This is a genomic window from Micromonospora sp. LZ37, assembly GCF_059359015.1.
This window is the reverse complement of sequence record NZ_JCADBL010000007.1, coordinates 295762-319146: the sequence shown is the minus strand read 5'-3', so window position 1 is coordinate 319146 and position 23385 is coordinate 295762. Positions and strand designations below refer to the sequence as shown.

Here is a 23385-nt window from a genome sequence, read left to right as displayed (position 1 = left end):
CCAGTCCGGGGTATAAATCATAATTGGCACTGGCTTATCTAGCACCCTGTTGAGTTCTCAAAGAACAACCACACACCGCCGAGAAACCCCACACCGTGGAGCCCCCGTCCGGGGCATTTCCGCTCTGTCGTGACCGCCGCTTCCCGCGCCGGGCACTTTTACTACGTTACCCGCCGGTCTCCGCCGTGTCAAACCGCCCTATCAGCGATCCGCACCACATCCACCTAATTGCAGGCACCACAATTCCACCGGCCTACGCCGACGTCCTCATGGAATTCGACAGGCCGGCCGTCCGCGGTCACCCGCGACACCGTCCGTTTCCCTGCCGGCGATGAACCATACCCGGTCGGCTCCGCCTCACCAAATCCGCCTCACAGCGAATCCGGGGCACCACCCGGTCCAAGCTCACATGGGACTCAACCCACCCGACCCTGGAGTCATTCCCGGCACCCCCGGCCTGCCTTCACAGACCTAGAGGAGCCCGGTCCCAAGCTCGTACCCGATGACAACCGAGCCGCGCCTCAGACCATTCCCGCGCTCCGGCCTCGCAAGCATTCGCCTGTTTCGTCCGTTCCGCGCTGGCAGAGAGAAAGTTACGCGCCACGCGAGTTGATCGTCAAATCCGCTGGGAGCGTCCCCCGTCACATCCCCCGCTGACCGCTGGCGCCGTGCCCACGGGCGCCACCCGAAGGTCCGGGAGCGGTCGGAAGGAAGGCAGGAAGGCGTCGTGCCCGTCGTCCGACTCAACCCCGGGCGCCGCCAGCGGAAGGCACAACGGCGCGCCGCCAATGCCTCGCGCGTCGGGGGTCACCGCCACCGGCTCACTCGCCCCAGAAGGCGAGCCCGGGAGAGCAGCACAGGAGAGGCTCGGAAGGACCAGCTCGGGGTAAGCCCGGAAGCAGCCCCGGATGGGCAGAGGGAGGCGGAGCCGACGGGTTTCGACGACAGCAGCGGCGGTGCCCGAGCAGCGGCGGTGCCCGAGCGGGTTGCCACCTTTCCCGTGCCTCCGCGGACGTCCAAGCCCTTCACCGAGCTGAACGCGCGCAGTTGGCTGTCGCGCCCACCCAGCAAGCCAGGCCGCGAGTGCGCGCGCCCGGCGGGCCGAACTACCCGCTGTGCCGCCAGCGCCAGGCCGACGCAGCACGTCACGACGTCAGACGCGTGTTGAGGAGCCGTGGGCCGCCGTGGCACACCGACCGGGAAGGTACTACCCGACGGTCGGCGCACCGGGAGCCGACGGGGCGCCGAGGTCCCACACCGTCCACTGCGGCGGGCCCACGCCCTTGTCTCGCCGCTTCAAGGGACGGCCGACCTGACGCCGGCGGCAGCGGGTCATCCCCGCCCGCTGGGCAGCCGGGCCTGGAGACAGCACCGACGTCCCGGGTGCGGAGTCGCCACCGGGACCCGTCCCGATCGCCGGGGCGGCTCTATTGCCCACGGCGCGACGGCGGTAGCGTTGCGCCACACCATGGCCCGTGGACGATCGACCGCGTGGCGCTCGCACAGTACGGAGGGTGCTGCAATGTCCAACGGCGACGAGCCGTTCGCGCTGCGTGACGACGCGGCCGGGCGGCCGCATTTCGAGACCGGCCTGCGCGGCTACGACAAGCGGCAGGTGGACCGGTACGTCGAGCAGACCGGCAGCCGGCTCGCCTCGTTGACCGGTGAGTGCGCACAGTCGGCCGGGCAGATCCAGGGCCTGACCGCGCACATCCAGCGGCTGCAGGCGGAGCTGACCGAGCTGCGCCAGCGTCCGGCGCAGGTGGAGCGGGCGTCGTTCCGCGACCTGGGGCCGGTGGTGGACCAGATCCTGGCCCTGGCCGAGAAGCAGGCCGGGATGATCACCGATACGGCGACGCAGCGGGCGGCCGGCCTACAGGGCGAGGCGGAGAAGCTGCTGGCGGAGGCGCGGGAACGAACCGCCCAGGCGCTGCGCGACCTGGACGAGGAGCTGACCGCCCGGCGTACCGAGCAGGAGAAGGCGTACGAGGAGCGGCGGGCCGCGGTCGACAAGGAGCTGACCGAGGTCCGCGAGCGGGCGGAGAAGCTACGGGCCGAGGGCGAGGCGGCGCACGAGCGCGCCCAGCAGGAGGCGAAGCGGATCAGTGAGCAGACCGCCAAGCAGATCACGCAGACCCGGGCCGCGGCCGAGGCGCTGACCAAGGCCGCCCGTACCCAGATCCAGCAGGAGATCCAGGCGGCGCGGACGCAGAGCCAGCAGGAGCTGGCCCAGTGGCAGGCCAACGCCGAGAAGGAGATCGCCGAGCGGCGGGCCGCCGCCGAGCAGGAGCTGGCCGAGCACCGGTCGGCGGCCGAGCAGGAGCTCACCAACCAGCACAGCGCCGCCGAGCAGCAGATCCAGGCGCTGATCGCGGAGGCGCAGCAGTACGCGACCGAGGTGCGCCAGCGCGCGGACGAGCAGGTGGCCGCGCACCAGGAGCAGCTCGCCTCGGTGCAGCGGGAGATCGCCGAAGGGCAGCAGCTCCTGGCGCAGGTCAACGAGGAGCTGGCCACCGCACGCGACCAGCTCGCCGACATCCAGCAGGAAGGGGACACCGCCGAGCGGGACCTCGTCCAGACGCAGCGGCGGCTGGAGGAGGTTCGTCGCAACCTCACGGCCGAGACCAAACGGTTGGACGAGGCGCGGCAGGCGGCGGATTCGGTGGAGCGGCACGCCAAGGACGTGCGGGTGCGGGTCCAGCGCGAGGCCAAGCGGGTGGCGGACCTGGCGGCTGCCGCGGTCATGGCGGCCGCGGCCGGTGGCGGGGAGACCGCCGAGTATCCGATGCTCGCCGTCCGGCCGGAGCGGCCGGCGGAGGAGGCGCCGAAGCAGCCCGCCGCCGAGCGGCCCGCCCCGGAGCCCTTCGTCCCAAACCGGTCGGCCTCAGACCGGTCCGAGGCCGACCGGTCCGTCCCGGAGCAGTACGCCCCGGAGCAGTACATCCCGGAGCAGTACGCCCCGGAGCGGCCCGCCCCCGAGCCGTACGTTCCGGCGGCGGCGCACCGTCCCGAGGCGGTGGCGAGCAGCTGACCGGACGGGTCGCTGACGCCTCAGCGACCGGCAGGACCGGCTACGGCGAGGACGTTCTTGCCGCGGGCGTGGCCGCCCCACACGTGCAGCAGGGCGGCGGCCGCGTCGGCGAGCGGCCAGGTGCGGTCGAGGACGGGTCGCAGCCGACCGGCGTCGACCAGCGCGGCCAGCGCCGCCAGGTTCTCGCTGCTCTCCCTGGCCACCAGCGGGACCAGCCGCTGACCGACCAGCGGGGAGAGCAGCAGCGCGCGGAGCTGCCGATCGAAACCCTGGAGCCACCGTCCGGTGGCGGCCTCGCCGCCGACCAGCACGAGTGTCCCCTTCCGGGTGAGGGCGCGGCGTAGCGACGACAGCGGGCGGTTGCCGGCGGTGTCGACGATGACGTCGTAGCGGATCCCCCGGTCGGTGATCTCCTCGTGGGTGTGGTCGACCACCTCGTCCGCGCCGATCGACCGGACCAGGTCGAGTTTGGTGGGGCCGCAGACGCCGGTGACGTGGGCGCCGGCCGCGGCGGCGAGCTGCACGGCGAAGCAGCCCACGCCGCCGCCGGCGCCGATGACGAGGACGCGCTGGCCGGGACGGACCTTCGCGGCGTCGCGGACGGCGGTGAGCGCGGTCTGCCCGGAGACCGGCACCGCGGCGGCCTCCTCGAAGGTCAGCGCGGCGGGTTTCGAGGCGAGCTTCCCCTCGGGGGCGAGGGCGTACTCGGCGTAGCTGCCGGTGCCGGTGCCGAAGACCTCGTCGCCGGGGGCGAACCGGGTGACGTCCTGGCCGACCGCCTCGACCACGCCGGCCAGGTCCATGCCGGGGACCCGGTGGCGCGGGCGGCGCAGGCCGTAACCGAGGCGGACCGGGTAGGGCAGCCCGGTGGTCAGGTGCCACACCCCCGGGTCGACGCCGGCCGCCCGTACCCGGACCAGGACGTCGGTGTCGCCGACCGTGGGAACGTCGACGTCGCGCAGTTCGAGCACCTGGGGTGGGCCGTAGCCGTCCTGGGCGATGGCTTTCATGATTCCTCCTGCGGGTAGTGGAAGACCTCGGTGAGGGGTACGCCGAAGACCGTGGCGATCTGGAAGGCCATCTCCAGCGACGGCGAGTAGCGGCCCTGCTCGATGGCGATGACGGTCTGCCGGGTCACGCCCACCCGCCGGGCCAGCTCGGCCTGGGTCATGTCGTCGTGCTCGGCGCGCAGGGCCCGGATGCTGTTGGTGACCCGGGTCGGCTTCACCATGACTGGAAGCCCCGGCGGTAGGCGACGATCTTGGCGGTGGAGCCGACCACGGCGGAGAGCACGAAGCAGAGGTAGACGACGTTGGCGATCCAGAAGTGGTCCCAGCGGGCCAGGGCCATGGCGAGTGCGGCGACCCCGCCGACGACGACGAACGACTGGCCGATGTGGTCGCCGAGCCGGTGGATCTCCCGGTCCCGCTGGTCGGCCTGGTTGGCGCCCTCGGGCTGGACGATCGAGATGACGATGTGCAGGCCGATCGAGGTGAGGATGGCCGCGCCGATGGTCCAGAGCAGGGCAGCGACGTACGGGACGTCGACCAGGGCGACGCCGTCGGCGCGGCCGAGGATGACGGCGGCGTAGGTGGCGTAGGCGGCGACGGCGACCAGCGCCATGGTCCAGGCGCGTTTCTCCTCGAAGGCCACGATCACTCCTCGTCATGTAAAGAATTCTTGACACGCCGACGGTAGGCCGGGGCGGGGACCGCTGTCAAGAATTCTTTACATGCCCGGAGGCCGACAGCCGCTACCCGTGGTCGTACACCGTGACGGGGACGTCCCGGTCGCAGAGGGCGCGGGTGATCAGCGGCTCCACCCGGTGCCAGCTGCCGCCGGCGAGGCCGCACCCGATCCGCGGCATGTGCACCGACGCGCCCAGCGCCCGCGCCTCGTCGCCGAGCGAGGTCAGGCACCGCGCCAACGCGTCGTAACGGATGGGCGGACCGCCGCTGCCCGTCCTGATCCCCCGCTGGCCGATCATGTTCGCCACCCACAGGTCGTCGGCGACCCGTACCAGGCGGACCGCGCCGAGCCCGAAGTCGTTGCGCGCCCGGTGCCGGTGCCAGTCGCGGTAGTCCCGTTCCGGCTCCGGCCAGCGCCGGGAGACGGCCAGCACGAAGCCCTTGCCCCAGCCGCCGAGGTCGTTGCAGACGTGCGCGATCACCTTCCGGCCCTTGGCCTGTGGGCTGGTCGCGTCGCCCTTGATGATCACCAGCGGGGTCATGCGGTCATGATGACCGTCGGGTACGACCGTCCGACAGCCGATTACGGCCAGCCGTCAGCCGTCGGCCGCGATCTCGCTGAGCACCTGCCGCTGGAAGGCCCGCGCCTCGGCGCCGCTGGGCGGGGTGCCGCCGGCGCGGGCGGCGACGCAGCGGCGGATCAGCTCCGGCCGGTAGCCGGCGGCGGCGAGCCGGTTACCCGCGGCGACCTTCGAGAGCCACACCCCGTCCCGGACGCGGACCAGGGAGCGACAGGCGCCGAGCACCGCGTCCTCGGCGCCGGGCGCGGGGGCGTCGTCGGCGGGCGTCGGCAGGTCGAGCCACCAACGCAGGGCGGTGACGATCAGCCGCCGCAGGTCGTCCGGGGAGGGATCGGCGAAGACCTCGGCGGCCGGGGCGCCGAGCAGGGCGTACCCGTGCTGGTGCAGGATGCTGCGGTCCAGGGCGTACCAGAACCGGCCGTCCTCGACGGGCCGCTCCCCGGCCGCCCAGGTCACCCGGAACGGCATCCGCGCCCCGGTGTTCAGCTCCACCTCGAAGCCCGGGTCGGGGGTGCCCGAAGCGGCGACCGCGGCGGTGTAGACGACCAGTTCCAGGCCGCGCGCCGGGCACGGCAGCGCCTCGTGCCGCAGCCGGGCCACCAGGTCACGCTTGGTGTGTTCGGGCAGGGCGTGGGCGCAGACCAGCGCCACGTCCACGTCGCTGCGGCCGGGCTGGTAGGCGTCCAGCGCCACCGAACCGGCCGCGTACGCGCCGACGAGATCCTCACCGAGGACGTCCCGGGCGGCGGCGACCAGGTCGGCGAGATAGCGGCGTACGACAGGATCCATGCCGCCATCCTGCCAAGGCCGGAATTCAGCCCGCGTCCCGGATGATCGCGTCGCCCTTCACCAGCCAGGCGACGCCGAAGGCGAGGACCGCGACCATCTCGCACCAGAAGACCGGCCTCGTGGCGTCCCGTACGGATTCGGGGAGCAGCGTGCTGACCGGCGCGAGCGCGACGGCGGTGACGATGACCGCGCCGCAGGCCCGGTAGACCCGGTTGCGGACCAGCTTGCGCGGGGTGACCGGGCCGGCGGCCGGGTCGGTCCGGGTGAACAGGAAGAGGCAGAACCCGGCCAGGAGCAGGAACAGGGTGGCGGCGCAGACCTGGTGGACCCGGCCGACCAGGACGTCGGTGGCGCTGACCGGGCCGTCCTGGGCGCCCGAGGCGGTGGGGAACAGCGCCACCGCGATCGCCAGGGCGCCCGCGAAGCTGCTCAGCACGTCGTCAACCCGGCGGTAGCGGTAGCAGACGAGGAAGACGCCGATGGCGCACATGCTGCCGACGAAGACGTCCCGCATCCCCGTGTGGTACGCGCCGCTGATCGAGTCCAGCAGGACGAGGCGCCCGACGAACAGGGCGTTGCCGAGGGTCACCACGAACGGCAGGGCGATGCCGACCACACCGATGCCGAGGCGCAGGCGGCGCACCGTCACCACGTCCTGTGCCGGCCTCATCCGCCCTCCCCCGGGTGCGACGGGCTCGCCGCTCAACTCTGCGGCTTCGGGCAGCAGACCGTCAACGCCCCCGGCGCCACCCGGACCTTCATCCGGGTGGTCCGCGTCCGCGCGCCGCCGTCCAGCTCGTACGTCCTCGGCGCGGCGAAGCGGACCTTCACCCGGCGTCCCCGGGTGATCCGGACGAACGGCGAGTCCTCCGAGCGGCCCGCGGCCATCCGGCCCAGGGTGCGCGCCCAGTCGACCGCGCCGCTGGCGGTGGAGACGCCGATCTCCAGGGCGCCGTCGTCGGGACGGGCGTCGTCGAAGGCGGGCACGCCCCCGGTGATCGTGCCGACGTTGCCGAAGAGCACGCAGCTGGCCTCGCCGTCGAACCAGTCCGCGCCGTCGACCCGGATCCGGGTGTGCACCAGCTCACCCCGAACGTGGCGCAGGCCCGTCCAGAGGTACGCGACCCGGCCGAGCCGGCCCTTGAGCTTGCGGTCGGCCTCCCGGATCAGGTCGCCGTCGAAACCGGCGCCGGCCATCACCGCGAAGTGTTCGCCGTTGAGCCTGCCGAGGTCGAGCTTGCGGCGGCGGCCGTGCAGGCCGATCCGCACCGCCTCGGCGAGGTCGGTGGGGATGCCGAGGTTGGCGGCGAAGAGGTTGGCGGTGCCGGCCGGCAGGATGGCCATCGCCGCGTCCGCGCCGGCCATCGCGTCCGCGCAGCGCTGCACCATGCCGTCGCCGCCCCACACGAAGATCAGCTCGGCGCCCTTCTTCATCGCCTTACGGGCCTTCTTGGGCGCCTTGCGGCTCTTGGGCACCTCGTACCAGAGGAGGTGCTCCACCCCGGCGGCCACCAGCGTGGCGCGTAGCTGGTCGAGGCCGCCGCCCAGGGTCTTCTTCCGGTGGGCGACGACCGCGACGGTGCCGGGCGGCGCGGCGCGGTCACGGTCGGGGCGGGCGACGGTGCTGCTGCTCATGGGCGGGGGTGTTACCCACCCGCCCGCGGGTCCACGCACCGGGTGACGGCCGCCCCCACACCGGCCGGTTCGCGGGTGGGGACCGCCGCTGGCGCACGGGCGGTCGGTCAGACAGACTTGAGGCCCGACACGGCAGGGACGGGGGCATGGGCGGCTCCACACAGGACGGCGCGGCCGAGGCGTTCGTACGGGAACTCACCCACTGGCGCCACCAGCGGGGACTGTCCAAGAAGGAACTCGCCGAGCGCACCGGCTTCGACCCGTCGTACGTCAGCCACATCGAGAACGGCCGGCACCAGCCCACGGAGGAGTTCGCCCGACGGGTCGAGGTGGTCCTCGACAGCGGCAACCGCATCTGGCAGCGCTTCGTGGCCTTCGCCGGCACCCGGGGCCAGGGCGGGCGGTTCGCCAGCCTCGGCCCGACCGCGGTGCCCCCACCCACCGGGTCGCACCTGGTGATCGACGACGAGACGGCGCAGCTCGCACTGCGCGACGGCGCGTACGAGTGCCGGTTCCGGCGCGTGCTGCACAGCGTCGGCACCGAGCCGATCACCCGGCACACCGTGCAGATCGACATCGACCGGTTCCCCGACGACCCGGCCCGCTCCACCGCGTTCCACGGCCGCCATCCGCTCACCCTCGACGAGGTCGGCTTCCGGGCCACGATCGGCGGCGAACCGATGCGGTGGCGGGTCACCCGGGCGCGGGACGCCTTCCTGAAGATCGTCCTGATGTTCGAGACCGGCGACACCCCGGTGCCCCTCTACCCCGGCCAGCGCACCGTCGTCGACTACGGCTACCGGGTGCCGGTGTGGAAGTTCGGCGACTGGTTGCAGCGCGACATCCGGCTGCCGACCCGGCGCCTCGCCATCCGGCTGGAACTGCCCGCCGCGGCGGGACCCACGGTGTGGGGCAGCGAGACCTCCTTCACCTCCGAGAGCACCGCCGAGGTCACTCCCCGGCGGCGGGACCGCGCCGGCACGGTGGCGTACGACTGGGAGGTGCCCCGCCCCCGGCTGCGGGCGCAGTACCGGGTGACCTGGCGCTTCGGAGACCCCTCCGCGATCGGGGCCGGGGCGGGCGCGGCGGAGGACGCCGCGCCGTGGCCGGTGGGCGGCGGATCGCCGGCGGCCCGGTGACCCCCGAACCCCCGCGCCGACGCCCGGCGGGCCGCCGGACGGAAGTTCCGCCCGGTGTGGCCGGACGGTGTCGTTTCCGACAGATCCGGCCGGTTGTCGATCCGGTCCATAGCGACGGGAGGGGCTCGACCGTTAGGCTCGAATGCTGAGTGGGGCAGCCGGGCCAGCGCCTCCACTCGATGCCGGGTTACGGATATTGGCTGGTGGTGGCACCGGAAAGCAGGCTGCAGTGACCCGAGACGGCGAGCCGGGGATCGAATTCGCCCACCGCGCGGACCACAAACGCGTGGCCTTCGAGGTGACCGGCGCGCCCGACGGGTTTCCCGTCTTCCTCATGCACGGCACACCCGGAAGCCGACGGGGCCCGAAGCCCCGCAGCATCGTGCTGTACCGGATGGGGGTGCGGCTCATCGCGTACGACCGCCCCGGGTACGGCGACTCCGAACGGTTCGAGGGGCGCGACGTCGCGGACGCCGCCCGCGACGTCGAGGCGATCGCCGACCAGCTGGGGCTGCGGCGGTTCGCGGTCGCCGGGCGGTCCGGCGGGGGCCCGCACGCCCTGGCCTGCGCCGCCGACGAGCGGCTACGCGGCCGGGTGACCCGGGTGGCGGTGCTGGTCAGCCTCGCCCCGTCGGACGCGATGACCCTGGACTGGTTCGCCGGCATGAACGCCGACAACATGCGCGGGTTCGGCTCCGGCAGACCGGACACCCAGTCGGTGGTCGAGGAGATCCGCCAGCGCGCCGAGCGGGCGATCGGGGACCCGCGCCTGCTGCTGGAGGACCTGATCACGCACATGGGGCCGCCGGACCGACGGGCGATCAACGACGCGGCGCTGCGCCGGCTGATCACCGACACCTACGAGGAGGCGCTGAGCGCCGGGCCGTACGGGTGGATCGACGACGTCCTGGCGCTGCGACGCAGCTGGAAGTTCGACCTCGGCGCGATCGACACCGCGGCCACGCCGGTACGCCTCTGGCACGGCGCGGAGGACACCTTCGCCCCGGCCAGCCACGGCCGCTGGCTCGCCGCGCAGATCCCGGGCGCCCAGATCGAGGTGCAGGCCGGCGCGGCGCACTTCGACGCGATGGGGCAGCTGCCCCGCATCCTGAGCTGGCTCACCGCCGCCGACGACGAGGCGACCAGCCGGGACCTGCTCATCGGCGCGCGCCCCGGTCAGTAGGGGTGCGGGTCGAGCACCCGGCGGACGAACCGCCCGTCGCGTAGCACGACGACGCTGGGGTGGTGCTGCCCGATCCGGTTGGCGAGCCGGTCGGCGATGCGCATCCGCCCGATGCTCACCACTCCCCCGGACGCCATCTGGTTGGCCAGCTCCAGGTTGCCCAGGCCGCGCAGGGTGTCGGGATGCTCGGGGCCGAGCACCTCGGCCAGCCGCGCCACCACCGCCCGCAGCCGCTCGTGGCCCTCCCCCGGGTCGCCGGCGAGGATGGTGAAGACGGCGATGTTGTTCGCCGCGCCCATGGTGAACGGGTGGGCGTCGCCCAGGACGTCGCGCAGCGACCCGGCGGTGGCGTCGGCCAGCGCCGCGGCGTCGGCGGTGTCACCGGCGTCCCACAGCGCCACCGCCAGGTTGTTGCGGGAGACCAGCGTGTACGGGTGCTCCGCGCCGAACACCCGGACGAGCATCTGCTCCACCTCGGCCAGCTCCGCCCGGGCCCGGACGCCCTGCCCCTGCAACATCAGGTTCGCGGTACGGCTGAGCCAGGCGAACAGGGTGTCCGGGTTCTCCGGGCCGAGGCTGGCCCGCAGCCGCTCGTACGCGTCGTCGAGCAGCTGCGCGGCCCGGACCACCTCGCCGGTGCTGCGCAGCGACACGGCGAGGTTGGCCTGGGCGGTGAGCACGTCGCGGGACTGGTCGCCGAAGAGGTTGCGGTAGCCGTCGACCACGTCGTGCAGCAGCGCCACCGAGCCCTCGTAGTCGCCGGTCTCGCGCAGGTCCCGGGCCAGGTTGTTGGCCGAGACCAGGGTGCGCGGGTGGTCGGGGCCGAGCACCACCCGCAGCCGGCGGTAGGTGTTCTCGTCACCGTCGAGGGCCTTGCCGAACAGGCCCATCAACCGGTACGACGCGGCGAGGTTGTTCGCCGAGTTCAGGGTGCGGCGGTGGTCCTCCCCGAACACCTCCACGGAGGCCGCGTAGGTCGTCAGGTCCCGCTGGAGCGCCTCGGCGTAGCGGCCCAGGGCGCGCAGGTCCGCGGCGTACCCGCCGGCGGTCATCAGGGTGTACGGGTGGCTGTCCCCGATCAGCTCCTCCTGCTGGCGCAGGGTGTCCGCGTCGAGCTGGCGGGCCTGCTCGAACCGGCCCAGGCTGCGCAGCAGGTTGGCCCAGTTGAACCGCAGGTGCAGCAGCTGGACCCGCAGGGCGCGGTGCGCGGCGCCGTCGGCCGGGAGGTCGGCCAGCAGGGCCGACCAGATGGCGTCGGTCTGCCGCGCGTACTGCTCGCCCTGCTCGTAGCCGCCGTTGAGGTAGATGTAGCGAATCCGGTCGATGACCAGCTGCCGGACGTTGTCGTCCTGGCAGGAGATCGCGTCGGAGCCGTCCAGGTGCGGCCAGAGGATCCGGAAGCGCTGCTGGTTGGCCGGGTCCTCCACCTCGCCGGGCGGCCGGGACCCGGCGAGGATCCGGTGCACGTCGTGCTTGGCCTCGGCCAGCTCACGCTCGGACATCCGGGCCCGCAGGGCCGCCTGGAGCAGCCGGTGCACCTGCACCCGCTGGGCGTGCGGGTCCAGCTTGATCAGGGCCAGCTTGTTGATCCGCTGCACCAGCGCGGCGGCGATGTCGCGCTCGGAGACCCGGTCGGCGACCCGCGCGGCGACCACCGGGTCGTGCGGCGCGATCACCCGGGCCACCTGGTCGCCGTAGAGCAGGTCGAGGGAGATCTCCGGGGCCAGCACCGAGGCCAGCTGGAGCAGCCGGTACGCGCCGGCGGAGCCTTCCCGCAGCCGTTGCAGGGAGAGGTCCCAGATGTCGGCGCCCAGGCCGGTGCGGCCGAGCCCGGCCAGGTAGTCGGCGACCGGGGTGCGGGTGTCGGCCAGCCAGGCGCCGGCCATCGCCACGAAGATCGGCATGTTCTCCACCGCGTCGGCGACCCGCTCGGCCTCGGCGACGCTCATCAGGTGCTCGCCGATGCGGGCCCGCAGGTGCGTGACGCTCTCCGCCCGCTGGAACGCCTCCACGTCCAGCGTCCGCGCGACGTCGGCCCAGTCCGGGTTGCGGGTGGTGACCAGGACGTGCCCGTTGCCCTGCGGCAGGAAGGGGCGCACGTGCTCGTACTGGTCGGCGTTGTCGAAGATGAGCAGCCAGTGCGGCGGCGGGCTGCCGTCGGGGCGGCGCTCGGTCTGGCCGAGCCGCTGCCGGACCGCCCGGGTCGTCTCCGGGATGGTGGCCTGGGTCGGCAGGCCGAGCTCCTCGCTGAGCTCCACCATCGCCACGTCGACGAACTGCGGCGGGTCGGCCGGGATCCACCAGACGATGTCGTAGGCGCCGCGGAAGCGGTGCGCGTACTCGATGGCGAGCTGGGTCTTGCCGAGGCCGGGACCGCCGCGCAGCGCGACCGGGGTCCGCTCACCGCCCCCCGCCTTCAGCTCCTCGCGGAGCCGGCCCAGCAGCTCCTCCCGTCCGGTGAAGCGGGCGTTGCGGCCCGGCGGGTTGAACACCCCCGCGGTGACGCCCGGGTAGCGGGCGACGCGCAGGCCGGGCCCGCCCTCCACGGCCGACCGCCCGACCAGCTTGAGCAGCTGCGCGGCGGCGTCCTCGGCGGTGAGCTCGTGCACCGAGGCCCAGCTGCCGATCGGGACGTCCGGCGCCGGTGGGGTGTCGTCCACGTGCAGCGCCAGCCAGTCCGCGCCGCCCCGGCCCGCGTCCAGGCCGTGCCGGGCCCGCCGGGCGGCCAGCCAGGCCCGGGAGACCAGCCGCAGCTCCCGGGACGCCGTGCCGCCCGGCACGGGCGCCGCACCGCCCGCCGGCACGGTCACCACCCGCAGGTCGGCGGCGCTGAGCACGGACTGCACCCACTCCGCCCAGACCTGGTCCTCGGGTACGTGGCGCAGCACGATCAGCTCGTCGACGATCACCGGCTTGCGCTCGAAGCGCTGGACGGTCTGCCGGCGCAGCGCCTCGTCGACCCGGGGCAGGGCGGCGATCCGCCCGTTGGTGATGTGGCTGGTCAACGTCTCGTACGCGGAGAGCAGGCTGGTCCGGCTGCCCGGCTCGTCGCCGAACGTGGCCAGCGTCTCCTCGTAGGCGTAGTACGCCCGGTAGGGCACCTCGACGGTGAGCCAGTACTCCTGGCGCTCGGCGTCGGTCATGCCGCCCGGCAGCCCGGCGAACCGCTGCATGGCCAGCGCCCGGCCGGCGTCCCGCTTGCTCTTCTCCCCCTCGTCGACCCGCATCGGCACCGGCAGGACCCGCCGCGCCCGCCGCCCCTCGTAGCCGCGGACCCGGGCGGCGACCGCCGCCGCGCCGTCGATGCCCTGGTCGCTCAGGGTGAAGCAGTCGACCAGGACGTCCGGCAGGTGGATGGTGCAGATCTCGGCGACGTCGCTGATCCCGGTGCGGCTGTCGATCAGGGTGTAGTCGTAGTGCCGCTTCATGTCCTCGCGCAGCGCGTCGAAGAACTGGGCGCCGCCGAGCCGGTTGTAGAAGTTGTCCCAGTTGAGCCCGGTGACGCTGGTGGCGTAGTCGGGGTTGTGCCGGCCGGCCAGCAGCAGGTCCAGACTGCCGCCGCCGGGGAACTCCCAGCTCACCGAGAAGGCGTACTTGTGCACCCGGGCGAACTCGCGGTGCCAGTCGCCGGGGCGCCGGACCGGGTCCGCGCCCTCCTTGCGCCGCCGCGCGTTCTCCCACTCGTACTCCAGGATCAGGTCCATCACCCCGCCGGTGGAGGCGACCTGGTCGGGGTCGAGGAACGGCGCGTAGAACCGGTGCAGGCCGGGTGACTCCAGGTCCCAGTCGGCGACGAGCACCCGCTGGCCGTTGGCCGCCAGGATCCAGGCGGTGTTGGCCAGGGCCATGGTGCGGCCGGTGCCGCCCTTGTAGGAGTAGAAGGTGACGACCTGGCCGTCGCGCGGTGCCGTCATCGCTCGTCCTTCCCTCGCCGTACGTCGGATTCCCCGGGCTGTCGCAGGCTCGGTCTCGGGGTGGGTGGGCCCTCCGGCGGATCGACCGGACCGTGCCGGAGGAACTGCTTGCGGGCCTCGGTCACCAGCAGCGGCGTGCAGCGTTCGAACTCGTCGATGCCGCGCACCGGCAGCACCCGGGGGAACCCGGCGTCCTGCAACGTACCGGCGATCGTCTCGGGGGTCTGCTCGCCGCGATCGTGGTCGGCGGCGATCACCAGCGGGACGACCCACTGCGGCAGGCCGTGCAGGGCGGCCCGCGCGGCGGCCCCGCCGACGGCCGCGTCGACCAGCACCACGGTGGGGCTCTCCGGGACCCGGTCCCGGGCCCGGTCCAGTTCGACGACGGCGGTGGGCAGGCCGAGCCGCTCCGCGGTGGCGGCGACGTAGTCGGCCACCGTGAGCTCGTGCTGGTCGCCGTACGGGCGCCAGCGGGCGCCGTGCGGGGTGAGGGTGGCGACCACCAGCGCGGGGCCGCCGGCGTCGGTGACCGGGCTGCCGGTCAGGGGCGCGGCCCGGGACCGGGGCAGTGGTTCGGTCTCGGCCACGGTGACGATCCGCTCGGCCAGCGCGGTGAGGACGCTGCGGTACTGCCGCCGGTAGGCGCTCAGCTTGCACAGCGCGCGCAGCCCGTTCTCGGCGTAGTCGGCACGGTCGCCGCCGTCGCGGACCAGCTCCAGGGCGGGGGCCGTCTCCGACCGGTCGCTCCACGACGGCAACGGCATCCAGAGCACCGGCAGGATGTGCCGGGCGGCCCGGGACGGCGACAACCGGCTGAGCCGGCTGCGGAACGAGTCCCGCTCCCCCACCGCCCAGGCGTTGCGGAAGTAGTTGGGCGAGTACAGCGGCACGAAGACGTGGGCGAGGCTGAGCGCCTCGGTCAGCGTCTGCTTCAGGTCCGCGCCCGGGTTGACCAGGCCGTCGAAGAACCCGACGTCCATCTCGCCGGTCCGGCTCGCGCCGTCGCGTACCGCCGTGCCCAGGTCCTGGAAGAACCGGGTGACCCAGAAGTCGGTGTCCGGGCGGGCCGCCGCCGACAGCGGCACCGAGTGGGCGTAGCTGAGGAAGAAGTAGGTCTCCCGCCCGGCGACCGCGCTGGTCGAGGAAGCGTCAGCCCAGTTCATGCCCGGCCTCCTCGAAGCTGTCGCGCAGCTCGCGTACGTCGTCCGGGACCCGGGCGGCGACCCAGTGGGTCTGGTACGCCTTGGCGATGCGCTGCGCCAGGCGCCACACCACCGCGTCGTAGGCGTCCTTGCCGTTCTTGCCGAGGCTCAGCAGCCCGTAGATGCCCTCGTCGTGGTACTGGGGGGCGATCTCCGAGGGTAGCCGGGTGGGGCTGAACATCTGCCGCTGCGACACGACCGGAGGCACCCGCCGGCGCTCCACCACCGACCAGTTGACCGGGATCAGCGGCGTCTCCCCGGCCGACGCCTCCGCGCCCGGCCGCAGCAGGACCGGCCGCCGGGAGAACGCGTCCCACTCGCGGGCGCACCACTCGCTGCGCAGGTACTGGGGGGAGATCAACGGGATGAAGACCTGGCAGTGGCCGGCGGCGAAGGCCAGATCCTCCGTCCACAGTTGACCGCCGTCGAGCACCCGGTCCATGAAGCCGGCCGTCCGGCCCGGGCGCAGACCCAGCAGCTCGACGACGTGGTCGGAGAGGTCGACGAAGAGCTGGAAGACCTTGCTGTTGGTGTCTCGCGGGGGCGCGGCGACCCGGTTGCGGGTCCGGGCGTAGCTGAGGAAGAACACGGGGGCGCTCTCGTCCACCCGGAACTCGTCCTCCGCCACCTACCGCTCCTGCCCGGCGCAGCCACCCTGGGCCGCCCACAGTATCGACATCCGCCAACCGCCGGCTGCCCCGCTCACGGCCGCCGGTGCTCATCCATCCACCCACGGGCGAAGTCCACGGCCGGCCGCAGCCGGACCAGCCGGCCCACCGCCGCGCCCACCGGCCCGGTACGCACCGGCACCGATCCCTCCAGCGCGGCGCCGATCACCGCGAAGTCCGTGTCGTCCAGGTGCGGGGCCCGGAAGTCGCGCCGCAGCCGGCGACCGTCGGCCCCGCGCACGTAGCAGCGGTAGGCCCGCTCCGGGGTGGGGCGGCGCAACCGGTACTCGGCGAGGTGGAACGCGGTGCACACCGACCAGTCCACTCCGAGCAGCAGCACGACGGCGTCGGCCGCGTGCAGGGCGCCCAGCGGTGACCGCTCGCCCAGGTGGCAGTCGAGGTCGTGCACGGCCGTCACGGTGGCCGCGCCGGGGCCGACGGCGGCGAAGGACGCCTGCGGGTGGTGGCTGCGCCGCGCCGCGGCCTGACGGCGGACGTGCTCGGCGAAGGCGCCCGTCCCCTCCGCCGGGCTGTGCTCCGGGTCGAACGGCGCGATCGCCGCCTCCGCCGCCGCGACCTGGGCGGGGCTCATCCCGGCGGTGGCGGCCCGGAACGCCCGGGAGGTGACCGAGTTGCCCGGGGTCTGGGTGCCCACGACCACGGTGCCCTCCGGGCCGAGCACGTCGCGCAGCGCGGCGAGCAGGGTCGCGGGCCCGTGCCCGACCCGGGACAGGGCGCTGTGCACCAGCACCGTCGCCCCGGCGGGCAGCCCCAACCCGCGCAGCTGCGCCGCCAGCGTCTCCCGGCCCGCGGTCAGCTCCACCCGTCCACCGTCTCCCGCATCCGCCGGACGAAGCGGTCGCCGGTGGGGGTCAGCGCGCCGAGGCCGAGCAGGGCCTCAAGCGCCCCGACGGTCCAGTCCCGGTAGCGGCGGTGGTGGGCGGCGGCAGCCGGGCCGGGTCGGGTGCGCCACACATCGGCAACCGCCAGGTGGGCGTAGACGCCGTGCAGGGCGCCCTCGACGGGACGGGGGTCGTCGCGCCACGGCACGGTCAGCGTCCGGGGGTCGGCCCGGTCGAACAGGTCTCCGACGTCCAGCACCGCGTCCAGCTTGAGGTGCTGCACCTCGTGGACGAGCAGCACCGCGAGGGCGGCGTCGTCGGGGGTCGGCGTGACGGCCACCGCGCCGAAGGCGGCCCCGGCGGCGGCGCTGCGCTGCCGGCCCGTCTCCTCCGGGCGCAGCGGCACCACGGCCCGCAGCAGCGCGCGCAGGCCGGGGGCGTACCCCGCCGACTCGGTGCCGACCCGGTGGACCGCCCGCTCCAGCCGCCGCGTCCACCGCCCGGCGGTCACCCGGTCCAGCCGCGGCGCGACCGGCAGCCCGTAGCAGTCCCGGTACGGGTCGGTGTCCTCCAGCAGCAGGTGGTGCCCGCCGAGGGGCAGCCGGCGTACCGGCCGCCAACCGGGCGGGTCGGCGGCGCCGCCGGGTCGTACGGCGACGCGCTGCCGCCCGGCGCGCACCGCGAAGCCATCGGTGGTGACGGAGATCGACGCGTCGCCGTCGGCGGTGTCGAGGGCGACGGCGCCGAGGGTCGGCAGGTTGACCAGGCCGTGGCGGACGGGCACGACGAGTTCGGCCTCGACGCCGGCGTGCACCGCGGCGGCGGCGGCCACGCAGCCGAGGTACGCCAGATCGACCTCGGCGCCGTCCCGGCAGGACCGCGCCCACCGGCGGACGAAGGGATGGGCGAGGACCGTCCGCACGGCGTCGGGCGCGGTGACGTCGAGAGCGGCCAGCAGCTCCCAGCCCGGCGCGGCGACCGGGTCGGCGGCCGCCTCGGGGCTCAGCGCGACCAGCAGCGCCCGGACCATCGCCTGGTGGACGGCGGCCAGCTGGCGCACCGAGTCCTCGCTGCCGTGACCGGTGCCGAGGTCGTCGAGGACCGCCGGGCCCAGCGCGTCCGCCGGCGGGTCGGGTGGCTCGGCGGCCGGCACGCTCACCGCGTCGATCAGCTCGCGCAGGTCAGCGCAGTAGACGGAGGGGTTGTCGAAGCCGTTGCCGGAGCGGTACCGGTGGGCGAAGAGCCCGCCGCCGCACCGGTGGACCACCGGGCAGGCGCGGCACGTCGCGCAGAGCCCCTCCAGGCCGGTCTGCCGGACGGCGATCATCGGGTGCGCCGCCGCGTCGTCCACCCGGTGGCGGAAGACGTCCAGCCCGGTGGCGGCCGCGCCGTCGAAGGCGGACTTGAGGGAGTCGACCTGTTCGAAGGTGCCGTCGGTCTCGACGACGACCAGGTCGGCCGGGCCGAGTCCGACCGCCTCCGTCCGGCTGGCGCCCCCGGCGGCGGTGGCGAGCAGGGACTCCAGCAGCCGGATCGGCACCGGACGCCCGTCGGCCAGCCAGCGCCGGTGCACCGCCAGCAGCCAGTCGGCGTACGGGGTGGCGGTGCCGTCACCCCGCTCGGGTGGACGGTCCCAGTTGGCGTGCGGCAGCAGGAAGTCGACGTGCGGGGGCTGCTCGGCCAGCACCGCCTCGTACACCCGGACGGGATCGTTGGCGAGGTCGACGGTGCAGAGGATGCCGGCGTAGCTGGGGCGGTATTCCGGGCGGCGCAGCAGAGCCAGCGCGCGGCGCACCGCGGCGTGGCTGCTGGCCCCGTTGGCGTGGCGGCGGTGCCGGTCGTTGGCGGCCAGGTCGCCGTCGAGGGAGATGCCCACCTTGACGTCGTGGGCGACCAGCACGTCGGCGATCGCCGGGGTGAGCAGCACACCGTTGGACTGCATGCGCAGGTCGAGCCGGGCCACCGGCTCGATCCGCCGGCGCAGCTCGGCGGCGGTCGCGTCGAGTCGGTCGGCGCCGGCGAGCAGCGGTTCACCGCCGTGCAGGACGACCCGGACGGCGCCGAGCCGGTGCGCCGCCGCGTGCTCGGCGATGCGCCGCGCGGTGGCGGAGACGGTCGAGGGGGCCATGACGTGCGGTTGCCGCCGCCAGGACTGGTCCGGGTGCTGGTAGACGTAGCAGTGGTCGCAGGCGAGGTCGCAGCGGCTGGTCAGCTTCAGCACGTACTGACTCAGCGGGGCGACCCGACCGGTCCGGTCGCGACCCGGCGTGTCAGGCTCAGATCGAAGAAGAGAAGGCGGCGACATCGACACGGGCCGGCTGGTCCGCCCGGCGGTCGGTGACCCGGACGACGGCCCGGGCCCGGTCGAGCGGGATCTGGCCGAGCGGCGTGTGCCGCAGGTCGTCCAGCGGCGGCGGGGTCGGGCCCGGCTGGCGAGCGATGAGATCCACGGAGGCTCCCCCATCTGAGTCGAAGGTGGACGGACCTCCACCCACGGCGACGGTCAGTGACCACTATCGACGATGCTATATGCCACAGCCGGTGATGTCACTGCTGCGCTGCGCCATCGAGCTCGATCATCCGGGCCATCCACCCCTCGTTGGAGAGCGAGATGATCCGCTCGGCCTCCGCCACGACCGCGTCGTCGTCGGTCCAGCCCTGACCGGCGGCGCGGACGGCCAGCAGCCGGGTGAGCTGGTCGGCCGTGCGGGCGTACTCGATCTGCTGGTGCTCGTAGCGCTGGGCGGCCCCGTAGCCGACCAGCGCAGTGGTGACGGTGGCGGTGACGCCGATCCAGGCGGTCAGCCCCAGCGGGTCGCCGAGCACGGCCACCGTCGCGGAGAGCAGCGCGCCGGCGACGGTCACCGCGGTCGCGGCGCGCCCGACCCGCTCGGACCGGGTCGCCATCCGGCGCGCCATCGGCAGGTAGTACCCCTCGACCTGCCCGCGGACCCGGGCCGTCAGGTAGCTCCGCACGTCCGACACCGCGGGCAACGGCCGCGCGTCCGGCGCCGGGTCGACGACGTGCCCCATCAGGTCGCTCACGTCGTCCATCAGGGCGTCCAGGCGACGCAGCAGCACGGCGTCCCGGTCGGCGCCGGCGAACGGCGCGACACCGGCCAGGCGGCGGTGCACGTCGGCCTTCAACGCCTCGGAGACCGACCGCAGCCGGGTCCAGGCCTGCACCGACTCCCGGGACGCCGCCCGGGCCACGATCGGCACCAGCAGCAGCGCGGCGGCCGCGACGACGGCGAGCACCCGGGCGGGCATGGTCTCCCCGATCCCCGCGGCGGCGGTGCCGGCGACCGCGGCGCCGATGGTGAGCCCGGCGACGGCGCGGCGGGCGGCGACGATCCGCCGTTTCGCGTCGCCGGCCGCCCGGGACCAGACGCCCTGGCGTCGCCAGACCAGGTCGACGGCGGCTTCCGCATCGAAGGTCGTCACGCCAGGCATGGTAGCCAGCGTCGCCCACCCGCCACCGGCGGCGCTGCCGCACCTGCGGCCGTTTTCCCCACCGTCCCCTCCGGTACGCGGGCACTTCGCTCCCTTCCGCCACGCAGATGCGGCCCGCTAGGGTGACCGGGTGAGCGTCTTCCGGATCAGCGAGGCCGCCGAGCTGCTCGGCGTCAGCACCGACACGGTGCGCCGCTGGGTGGACGCCGGCCGGCTCGCCGCCACCCGCGACGCGCAGGGCCACCGGCTGATCGACGGCGTCGACCTGGCCGGCTTCGTCCGCGCGCAGGCCGCCGAGCCGGACCGGGCGGAGTTCTCCTCGGCCCGCAACCGGCTGCGCGGCATCGTCACCGCGGTCGTCCGGGACACCGTGATGGCGCAGGTCGACATCCAGGCCGGACCGTTCCGGGTGGTCTCGCTGATGAGCCGGGAGGCGGTCGACGAGCTGGACCTGCGGGTCGGCTCGGTGGCCGTCGCCGTGATCAAGTCGACCACCGTCGTGGTGGAGCGCGTCGCCCCCGGTGGCGGCAGGGGGAGGAGTTCGTGACCGCACGGTGGATCCGGTCCGCCCTGGCCGCGCTCGCGGCCCTGGCCGTCGTCGGCGGCACCGCCTGCGGCAGCGGGGCCGAGGACCGGCGAGCGGCCGGCGGCGGGAGCGCGGTCACCGGCACCCTGACGGTGTTCGCGGCGGCGTCGCTGACCGAGTCGTTCACCGCCCTGGGCAGGGCGTTCGAGGCCGCCCACCCCGGCGCCGAGGTGAGCTTCAACTTCGCCGGCAGCTCCGCCCTGGCCGCCCAGATCAACCAGGGCGCGCCCGCCGACGTGTTCGCCTCCGCCGCTGCGAAGAACATGGCCACGGTGACCGAGGCCGGCAACGGCGCGGGCACCCCGACCACCTTCGCCCGCAACCAGTTGGTCATCGCCGTGCCGAAGGGCAACGCCAGGAAGATCACCGGGCTGGCCGACCTGGCCGGACCCGGGATCAAGGTGGCGCTCTGCGCCGAGCAGGTGCCCTGCGGGGCGGCGGGCACCCGGGCCCTCGCCGCGGCGAAGGTGACGCTCACACCGGTCACCCTGGAGCAGGACGTCAAGGGCGCCCTGGCGAAGGTGAGGCTGGGCGAGGTCGACGCCGCGCTGGTCTACCGCACCGACGCCAGGGCCGCCGCCGACGCCGTCGACAGCATCGAGTTCCCCGAGTCCGCGAGCGCGATCAACGACTATCCGATCATCGTGCTCCGGGGAGCCCCGAACCCGGCCGGCGCCCGGGCCTTCGTGGCGTACGTGCTCTCCGCGGCGGGCCGGACCGCGCTCACCGACGCCGGCTTCCAGCCGCCAGCCGGATCATGACGCCCCCGCTCGTCGAGGAGCCCGCCGCCGCGGTCCGGCGACCGCGCGGGCCCGGCCGACGGGTGCCGGTGGCGCTGCTCGTACCCGCCGGCCTCGGGCTGCTGTTCCTGGTGCTGCCGCTGGCCGGGCTGCTGGTCCGGACGCCGTGGGCGACCCTGCCGCAGCGGCTGACCGCGCCGGGGGTGCTCACCGCGCTGCGCCTGTCGGTGCAGTGCGCCACCCTGGCCACCCTGCTCTGCCTGCTGCTCGGCGTACCCCTGGCCTGGTTGCTGGCTCGGGCGGAGTTTCCCGGCCGGCGGCTGGTACGGGCGCTGGTCACCGTGCCGCTGGTCCTCCCGCCGGTGGTCGGCGGCGTGGCGCTGCTGCTGGTGTTCGGCCGCAACGGGCTGCTCGGCCGGTGGCTCGACGCCGCCTTCGGCGTCACCCTGCCGTTCACCACCACCGGCGTGGTGCTCGCCGAGGCGTTCGTGGCGATGCCGTTCCTGATCATCGCCGTGGAGGGGGCACTGCGCGGCGCGGACCACCGCTACGAGGAGGCCGCCGCCACCCTGGGCGCGAGCCGTTGGACCACCTTCACCCACGTCACCCTGCCGCTGGTCGCTCCCGGGGTCGCCGCCGGCGCGGTGCTCTGCTGGGCCCGGGCGCTGGGCGAGTTCGGCGCCACCATCACCTTCGCCGGGAACTATCCCGGACGCACCCAGACCATGCCGCTCGCGGTCTACCTGGCCCTGGAGACGGACGTGGAGGCCGCGATCGTGCTCAGCCTGATCCTGCTCACCGTCTCGGTGGCGATCCTCGCCGGGCTCCGCGACCGCTGGATCACCGGCCCGTGACCGCGCCGCTGCTGGACGGTCACCTCGTCGTCGACCGGGGCGCGTTCCGCCTCGACATCCGGATGCGGGTGGCCGCCGGCGAGGTGGTCGCCCTGCTGGGCCCGAACGGCGCCGGCAAGACCACCGCGCTGCGGGCCCTGGCCGGGCTTCGACCGCTGACCGGCGGACACCTCCGGCTCGACGGCGTCGACCTGGACCGGCCCGACCGGGGACACTGGGTCCCGCCGGAGCGCCGACGGATCGGCGTGGTCTTCCAGGACTACCTGCTCTTCCCGCACCTGAGCACCCTGGACAACGTCGCGTTCGGCCCGCGCCGGCAGGGCCTCGACCGGCGGGCCGCCCGCCAGCGGGCCGCCGGCTGGCTGGACCGGGTCGGGCTCGCCGGGTACGCGGAGCGCCGGCCACGGCAGCTCTCCGGCGGCCAGGCCCAGCGCGTCGCCCTCGCCCGCGCGCTCGCCGTACAGCCGAGGTTGCTGCTGCTCGACGAGCCGCTCGCGGCGCTGGACGCGCGGACCCGGCTGGACACCCGGGCGCAGCTGCACCGGCACCTGGCCGACCACGACGGGGCGACCCTGCTGGTCACCCACGACCCGCTCGACGCGCTGGCGCTGGCCGACCGGCTCGTCATCGTCGAGGACGGCCGGGTGGTCCAGGACGGCGACGCGGCGACGGTCACCGCCCGGCCGCGCACCGACTACGTCGCCCGGCTGGTCGGCCTCAACCTCTACCGGGGCCGCGCAGACGGCCACCGGGTACGCCTCGGCGACGGCTTCGTCCTCACCACCGCCGAACGGCTCGACGGCGACGCCTTCGTGGTGTTCCCCCCGGCCGCGGTGGCCCTGCACCCGCACCCGCCCGAGGGCGACCCCCGCAACACCTGGCCGGCCACGGTCTCCGGCGTCCAGCGGCACGGGGACAACCTGCGGGTGCAGCTCGGTGGGCCGGTCCCCGTCGCCGCCGACGTCACCCCGGCCGCCGCCGCGCGGCTGCGCCTGGGACCGGGCCAGCAGGTCTGGGCGGCGGTGCGGGCCAGCGAGACCCGGGCGTACCCGGCCGGGTCGGCGTAGCGGTCGAGGCGCT

The 23385-nt window shown here is 74.4% G+C and carries 21 protein-coding genes; 7 read left to right on the top strand and 14 right to left on the bottom strand.

Annotated features, from left to right (window positions below; genetic code table 11):
* Nucleotides 1–1522: 1522 nt before the first annotated feature.
* Nucleotides 1523–3031 (top strand): DivIVA domain-containing protein, encoded by a 1509-nt coding sequence (locus tag AC5L3Z_RS17345; RefSeq protein WP_494843234.1) that lies wholly within the window; start codon nt 1523–1525, stop codon nt 3029–3031.
* Nucleotides 3032–3051: 20 nt separating this feature from the next.
* Here AC5L3Z_RS17345 and AC5L3Z_RS17340 read toward each other — a convergent pair whose 3' ends face one another.
* The 7 genes from AC5L3Z_RS17340 to AC5L3Z_RS17310 form a co-directional block, all read right to left on the bottom strand.
* Complete coding sequence (locus AC5L3Z_RS17340) at nt 3052–4041, bottom strand: NAD(P)-dependent alcohol dehydrogenase (protein WP_494843232.1); 990 nt, start codon at nt 4039–4041, stop codon at nt 3052–3054.
* Nucleotides 4038–4262, bottom strand: coding sequence for a helix-turn-helix transcriptional regulator (locus AC5L3Z_RS17335; RefSeq protein ID WP_494843230.1), 225 nt, complete (start codon nt 4260–4262; stop codon nt 4038–4040). Before AC5L3Z_RS17335 ends, AC5L3Z_RS17340 begins: the two co-directional genes overlap by 4 nt.
* The gene (locus AC5L3Z_RS17330) at nt 4256–4684 is read right to left on the bottom strand and encodes a hypothetical protein (protein ID WP_494843228.1); all 429 of its coding nucleotides are present in this window, start codon (nt 4682–4684) and stop codon (nt 4256–4258) included. The genes AC5L3Z_RS17335 and AC5L3Z_RS17330 overlap by 7 nt, the downstream gene beginning before the upstream one ends.
* A 100-nt stretch (nt 4685–4784) precedes the next feature.
* A complete protein-coding gene (locus AC5L3Z_RS17325; protein ID WP_494843226.1) occupies nt 4785–5261 on the bottom strand; it encodes a macro domain-containing protein in 477 nt (158 codons plus the stop codon).
* Between the two features lie 54 nt (nt 5262–5315).
* Nucleotides 5316–6089, bottom strand: coding sequence for a nucleotidyltransferase domain-containing protein (locus tag AC5L3Z_RS17320; RefSeq protein WP_494843225.1), 774 nt, complete (start codon nt 6087–6089; stop codon nt 5316–5318).
* 25 nt (nt 6090–6114) lie between these two features.
* Complete coding sequence (locus AC5L3Z_RS17315; RefSeq protein ID WP_494843224.1) at nt 6115–6759, bottom strand: hypothetical protein; 645 nt, start codon at nt 6757–6759, stop codon at nt 6115–6117.
* 32 nt (nt 6760–6791) lie between these two features.
* Complete coding sequence (locus AC5L3Z_RS17310) at nt 6792–7724, bottom strand: diacylglycerol/lipid kinase family protein (RefSeq protein ID WP_494843223.1); 933 nt, start codon at nt 7722–7724, stop codon at nt 6792–6794.
* A 146-nt stretch (nt 7725–7870) separates the two neighbouring features.
* Between AC5L3Z_RS17310 and AC5L3Z_RS17305 the strand changes: the two genes are divergently transcribed.
* Both AC5L3Z_RS17305 and AC5L3Z_RS17300 read left to right on the top strand, forming a co-directional pair.
* Nucleotides 7871–8863 (top strand): helix-turn-helix domain-containing protein, encoded by a 993-nt coding sequence (locus AC5L3Z_RS17305; protein WP_494843221.1) that lies wholly within the window; start codon nt 7871–7873, stop codon nt 8861–8863.
* A gap of 229 nt (nt 8864–9092) precedes the next feature.
* Entirely contained in the window at nt 9093–10046 is a 954-nt protein-coding gene (locus AC5L3Z_RS17300; protein WP_494843220.1) for an alpha/beta fold hydrolase, read from the top strand.
* On the opposite strand, the gene fxsT is transcribed toward AC5L3Z_RS17300, so the two are convergent.
* The 7 genes from fxsT to AC5L3Z_RS17265 all read right to left on the bottom strand — a co-directional run bounded on the left by fxsT (nt 10040) and on the right by AC5L3Z_RS17265 (nt 20116).
* Nucleotides 10040–13960, bottom strand: a complete 3921-nt coding sequence (gene fxsT, locus AC5L3Z_RS17295) for an FxSxx-COOH system tetratricopeptide repeat protein (protein ID WP_494843218.1) — start codon at nt 13958–13960, stop codon at nt 10040–10042. The two genes, AC5L3Z_RS17300 and fxsT, sit on opposite strands and share 7 nt — an antisense overlap.
* Entirely contained in the window at nt 13957–15123 is a 1167-nt protein-coding gene (locus AC5L3Z_RS17290) for a TIR-like protein FxsC (RefSeq protein WP_494843217.1), read from the bottom strand. Before AC5L3Z_RS17290 ends, fxsT begins: the two co-directional genes overlap by 4 nt.
* Complete coding sequence (locus tag AC5L3Z_RS17285; RefSeq protein ID WP_494843216.1) at nt 15110–15790, bottom strand: TIR-like protein FxsC; 681 nt, start codon at nt 15788–15790, stop codon at nt 15110–15112. The genes AC5L3Z_RS17290 and AC5L3Z_RS17285 overlap by 14 nt, the downstream gene beginning before the upstream one ends.
* A gap of 74 nt (nt 15791–15864) precedes the next feature.
* Nucleotides 15865–16647: an AAC(3) family N-acetyltransferase gene (locus AC5L3Z_RS17280; protein ID WP_494843250.1), complete on the bottom strand. Its 783-nt coding sequence runs from the start codon at nt 16645–16647 to the stop codon at nt 15865–15867.
* Nucleotides 16644–18977, bottom strand: coding sequence for an FxsB family cyclophane-forming radical SAM/SPASM peptide maturase (locus tag AC5L3Z_RS17275; protein ID WP_494843214.1), 2334 nt, complete (start codon nt 18975–18977; stop codon nt 16644–16646). The genes AC5L3Z_RS17280 and AC5L3Z_RS17275 overlap by 4 nt, the downstream gene beginning before the upstream one ends.
* Nucleotides 18949–19122: an FxSxx-COOH cyclophane-containing RiPP peptide gene (locus AC5L3Z_RS17270; RefSeq protein ID WP_494843213.1), complete on the bottom strand. Its 174-nt coding sequence runs from the start codon at nt 19120–19122 to the stop codon at nt 18949–18951. The genes AC5L3Z_RS17275 and AC5L3Z_RS17270 overlap by 29 nt, the downstream gene beginning before the upstream one ends.
* 97 nt (nt 19123–19219) lie before the next feature.
* Nucleotides 19220–20116, bottom strand: coding sequence for a DUF4231 domain-containing protein (locus tag AC5L3Z_RS17265; RefSeq protein WP_494843212.1), 897 nt, complete (start codon nt 20114–20116; stop codon nt 19220–19222).
* Between the two features lie 139 nt (nt 20117–20255).
* Here AC5L3Z_RS17265 and AC5L3Z_RS17260 point away from each other — a divergent pair, with 139 nt between their 5' ends.
* From AC5L3Z_RS17260 to AC5L3Z_RS17245, 4 genes are read left to right on the top strand one after another with little or no spacing between them, the layout of a single operon-like run.
* Nucleotides 20256–20672 carry a TOBE domain-containing protein gene (locus AC5L3Z_RS17260; protein ID WP_494843210.1) on the top strand — a complete coding sequence of 139 codons (417 nt, stop codon included), beginning with the start codon at nt 20256–20258 and terminating at the stop codon, nt 20670–20672.
* Nucleotides 20669–21472 (top strand): molybdate ABC transporter substrate-binding protein, encoded by an 804-nt coding sequence (gene modA, locus AC5L3Z_RS17255; RefSeq protein ID WP_494843209.1) that lies wholly within the window; start codon nt 20669–20671, stop codon nt 21470–21472. Before AC5L3Z_RS17260 ends, modA begins: the two co-directional genes overlap by 4 nt.
* Complete coding sequence (locus AC5L3Z_RS17250) at nt 21469–22305, top strand: ABC transporter permease (protein WP_494843208.1); 837 nt, start codon at nt 21469–21471, stop codon at nt 22303–22305. The genes modA and AC5L3Z_RS17250 overlap by 4 nt, the downstream gene beginning before the upstream one ends.
* Nucleotides 22302–23372: an ABC transporter ATP-binding protein gene (locus tag AC5L3Z_RS17245; protein WP_494843207.1), complete on the top strand. Its 1071-nt coding sequence runs from the start codon at nt 22302–22304 to the stop codon at nt 23370–23372. The genes AC5L3Z_RS17250 and AC5L3Z_RS17245 overlap by 4 nt, the downstream gene beginning before the upstream one ends.
* Nucleotides 23373–23385: the final 13 nt, after the last annotated feature.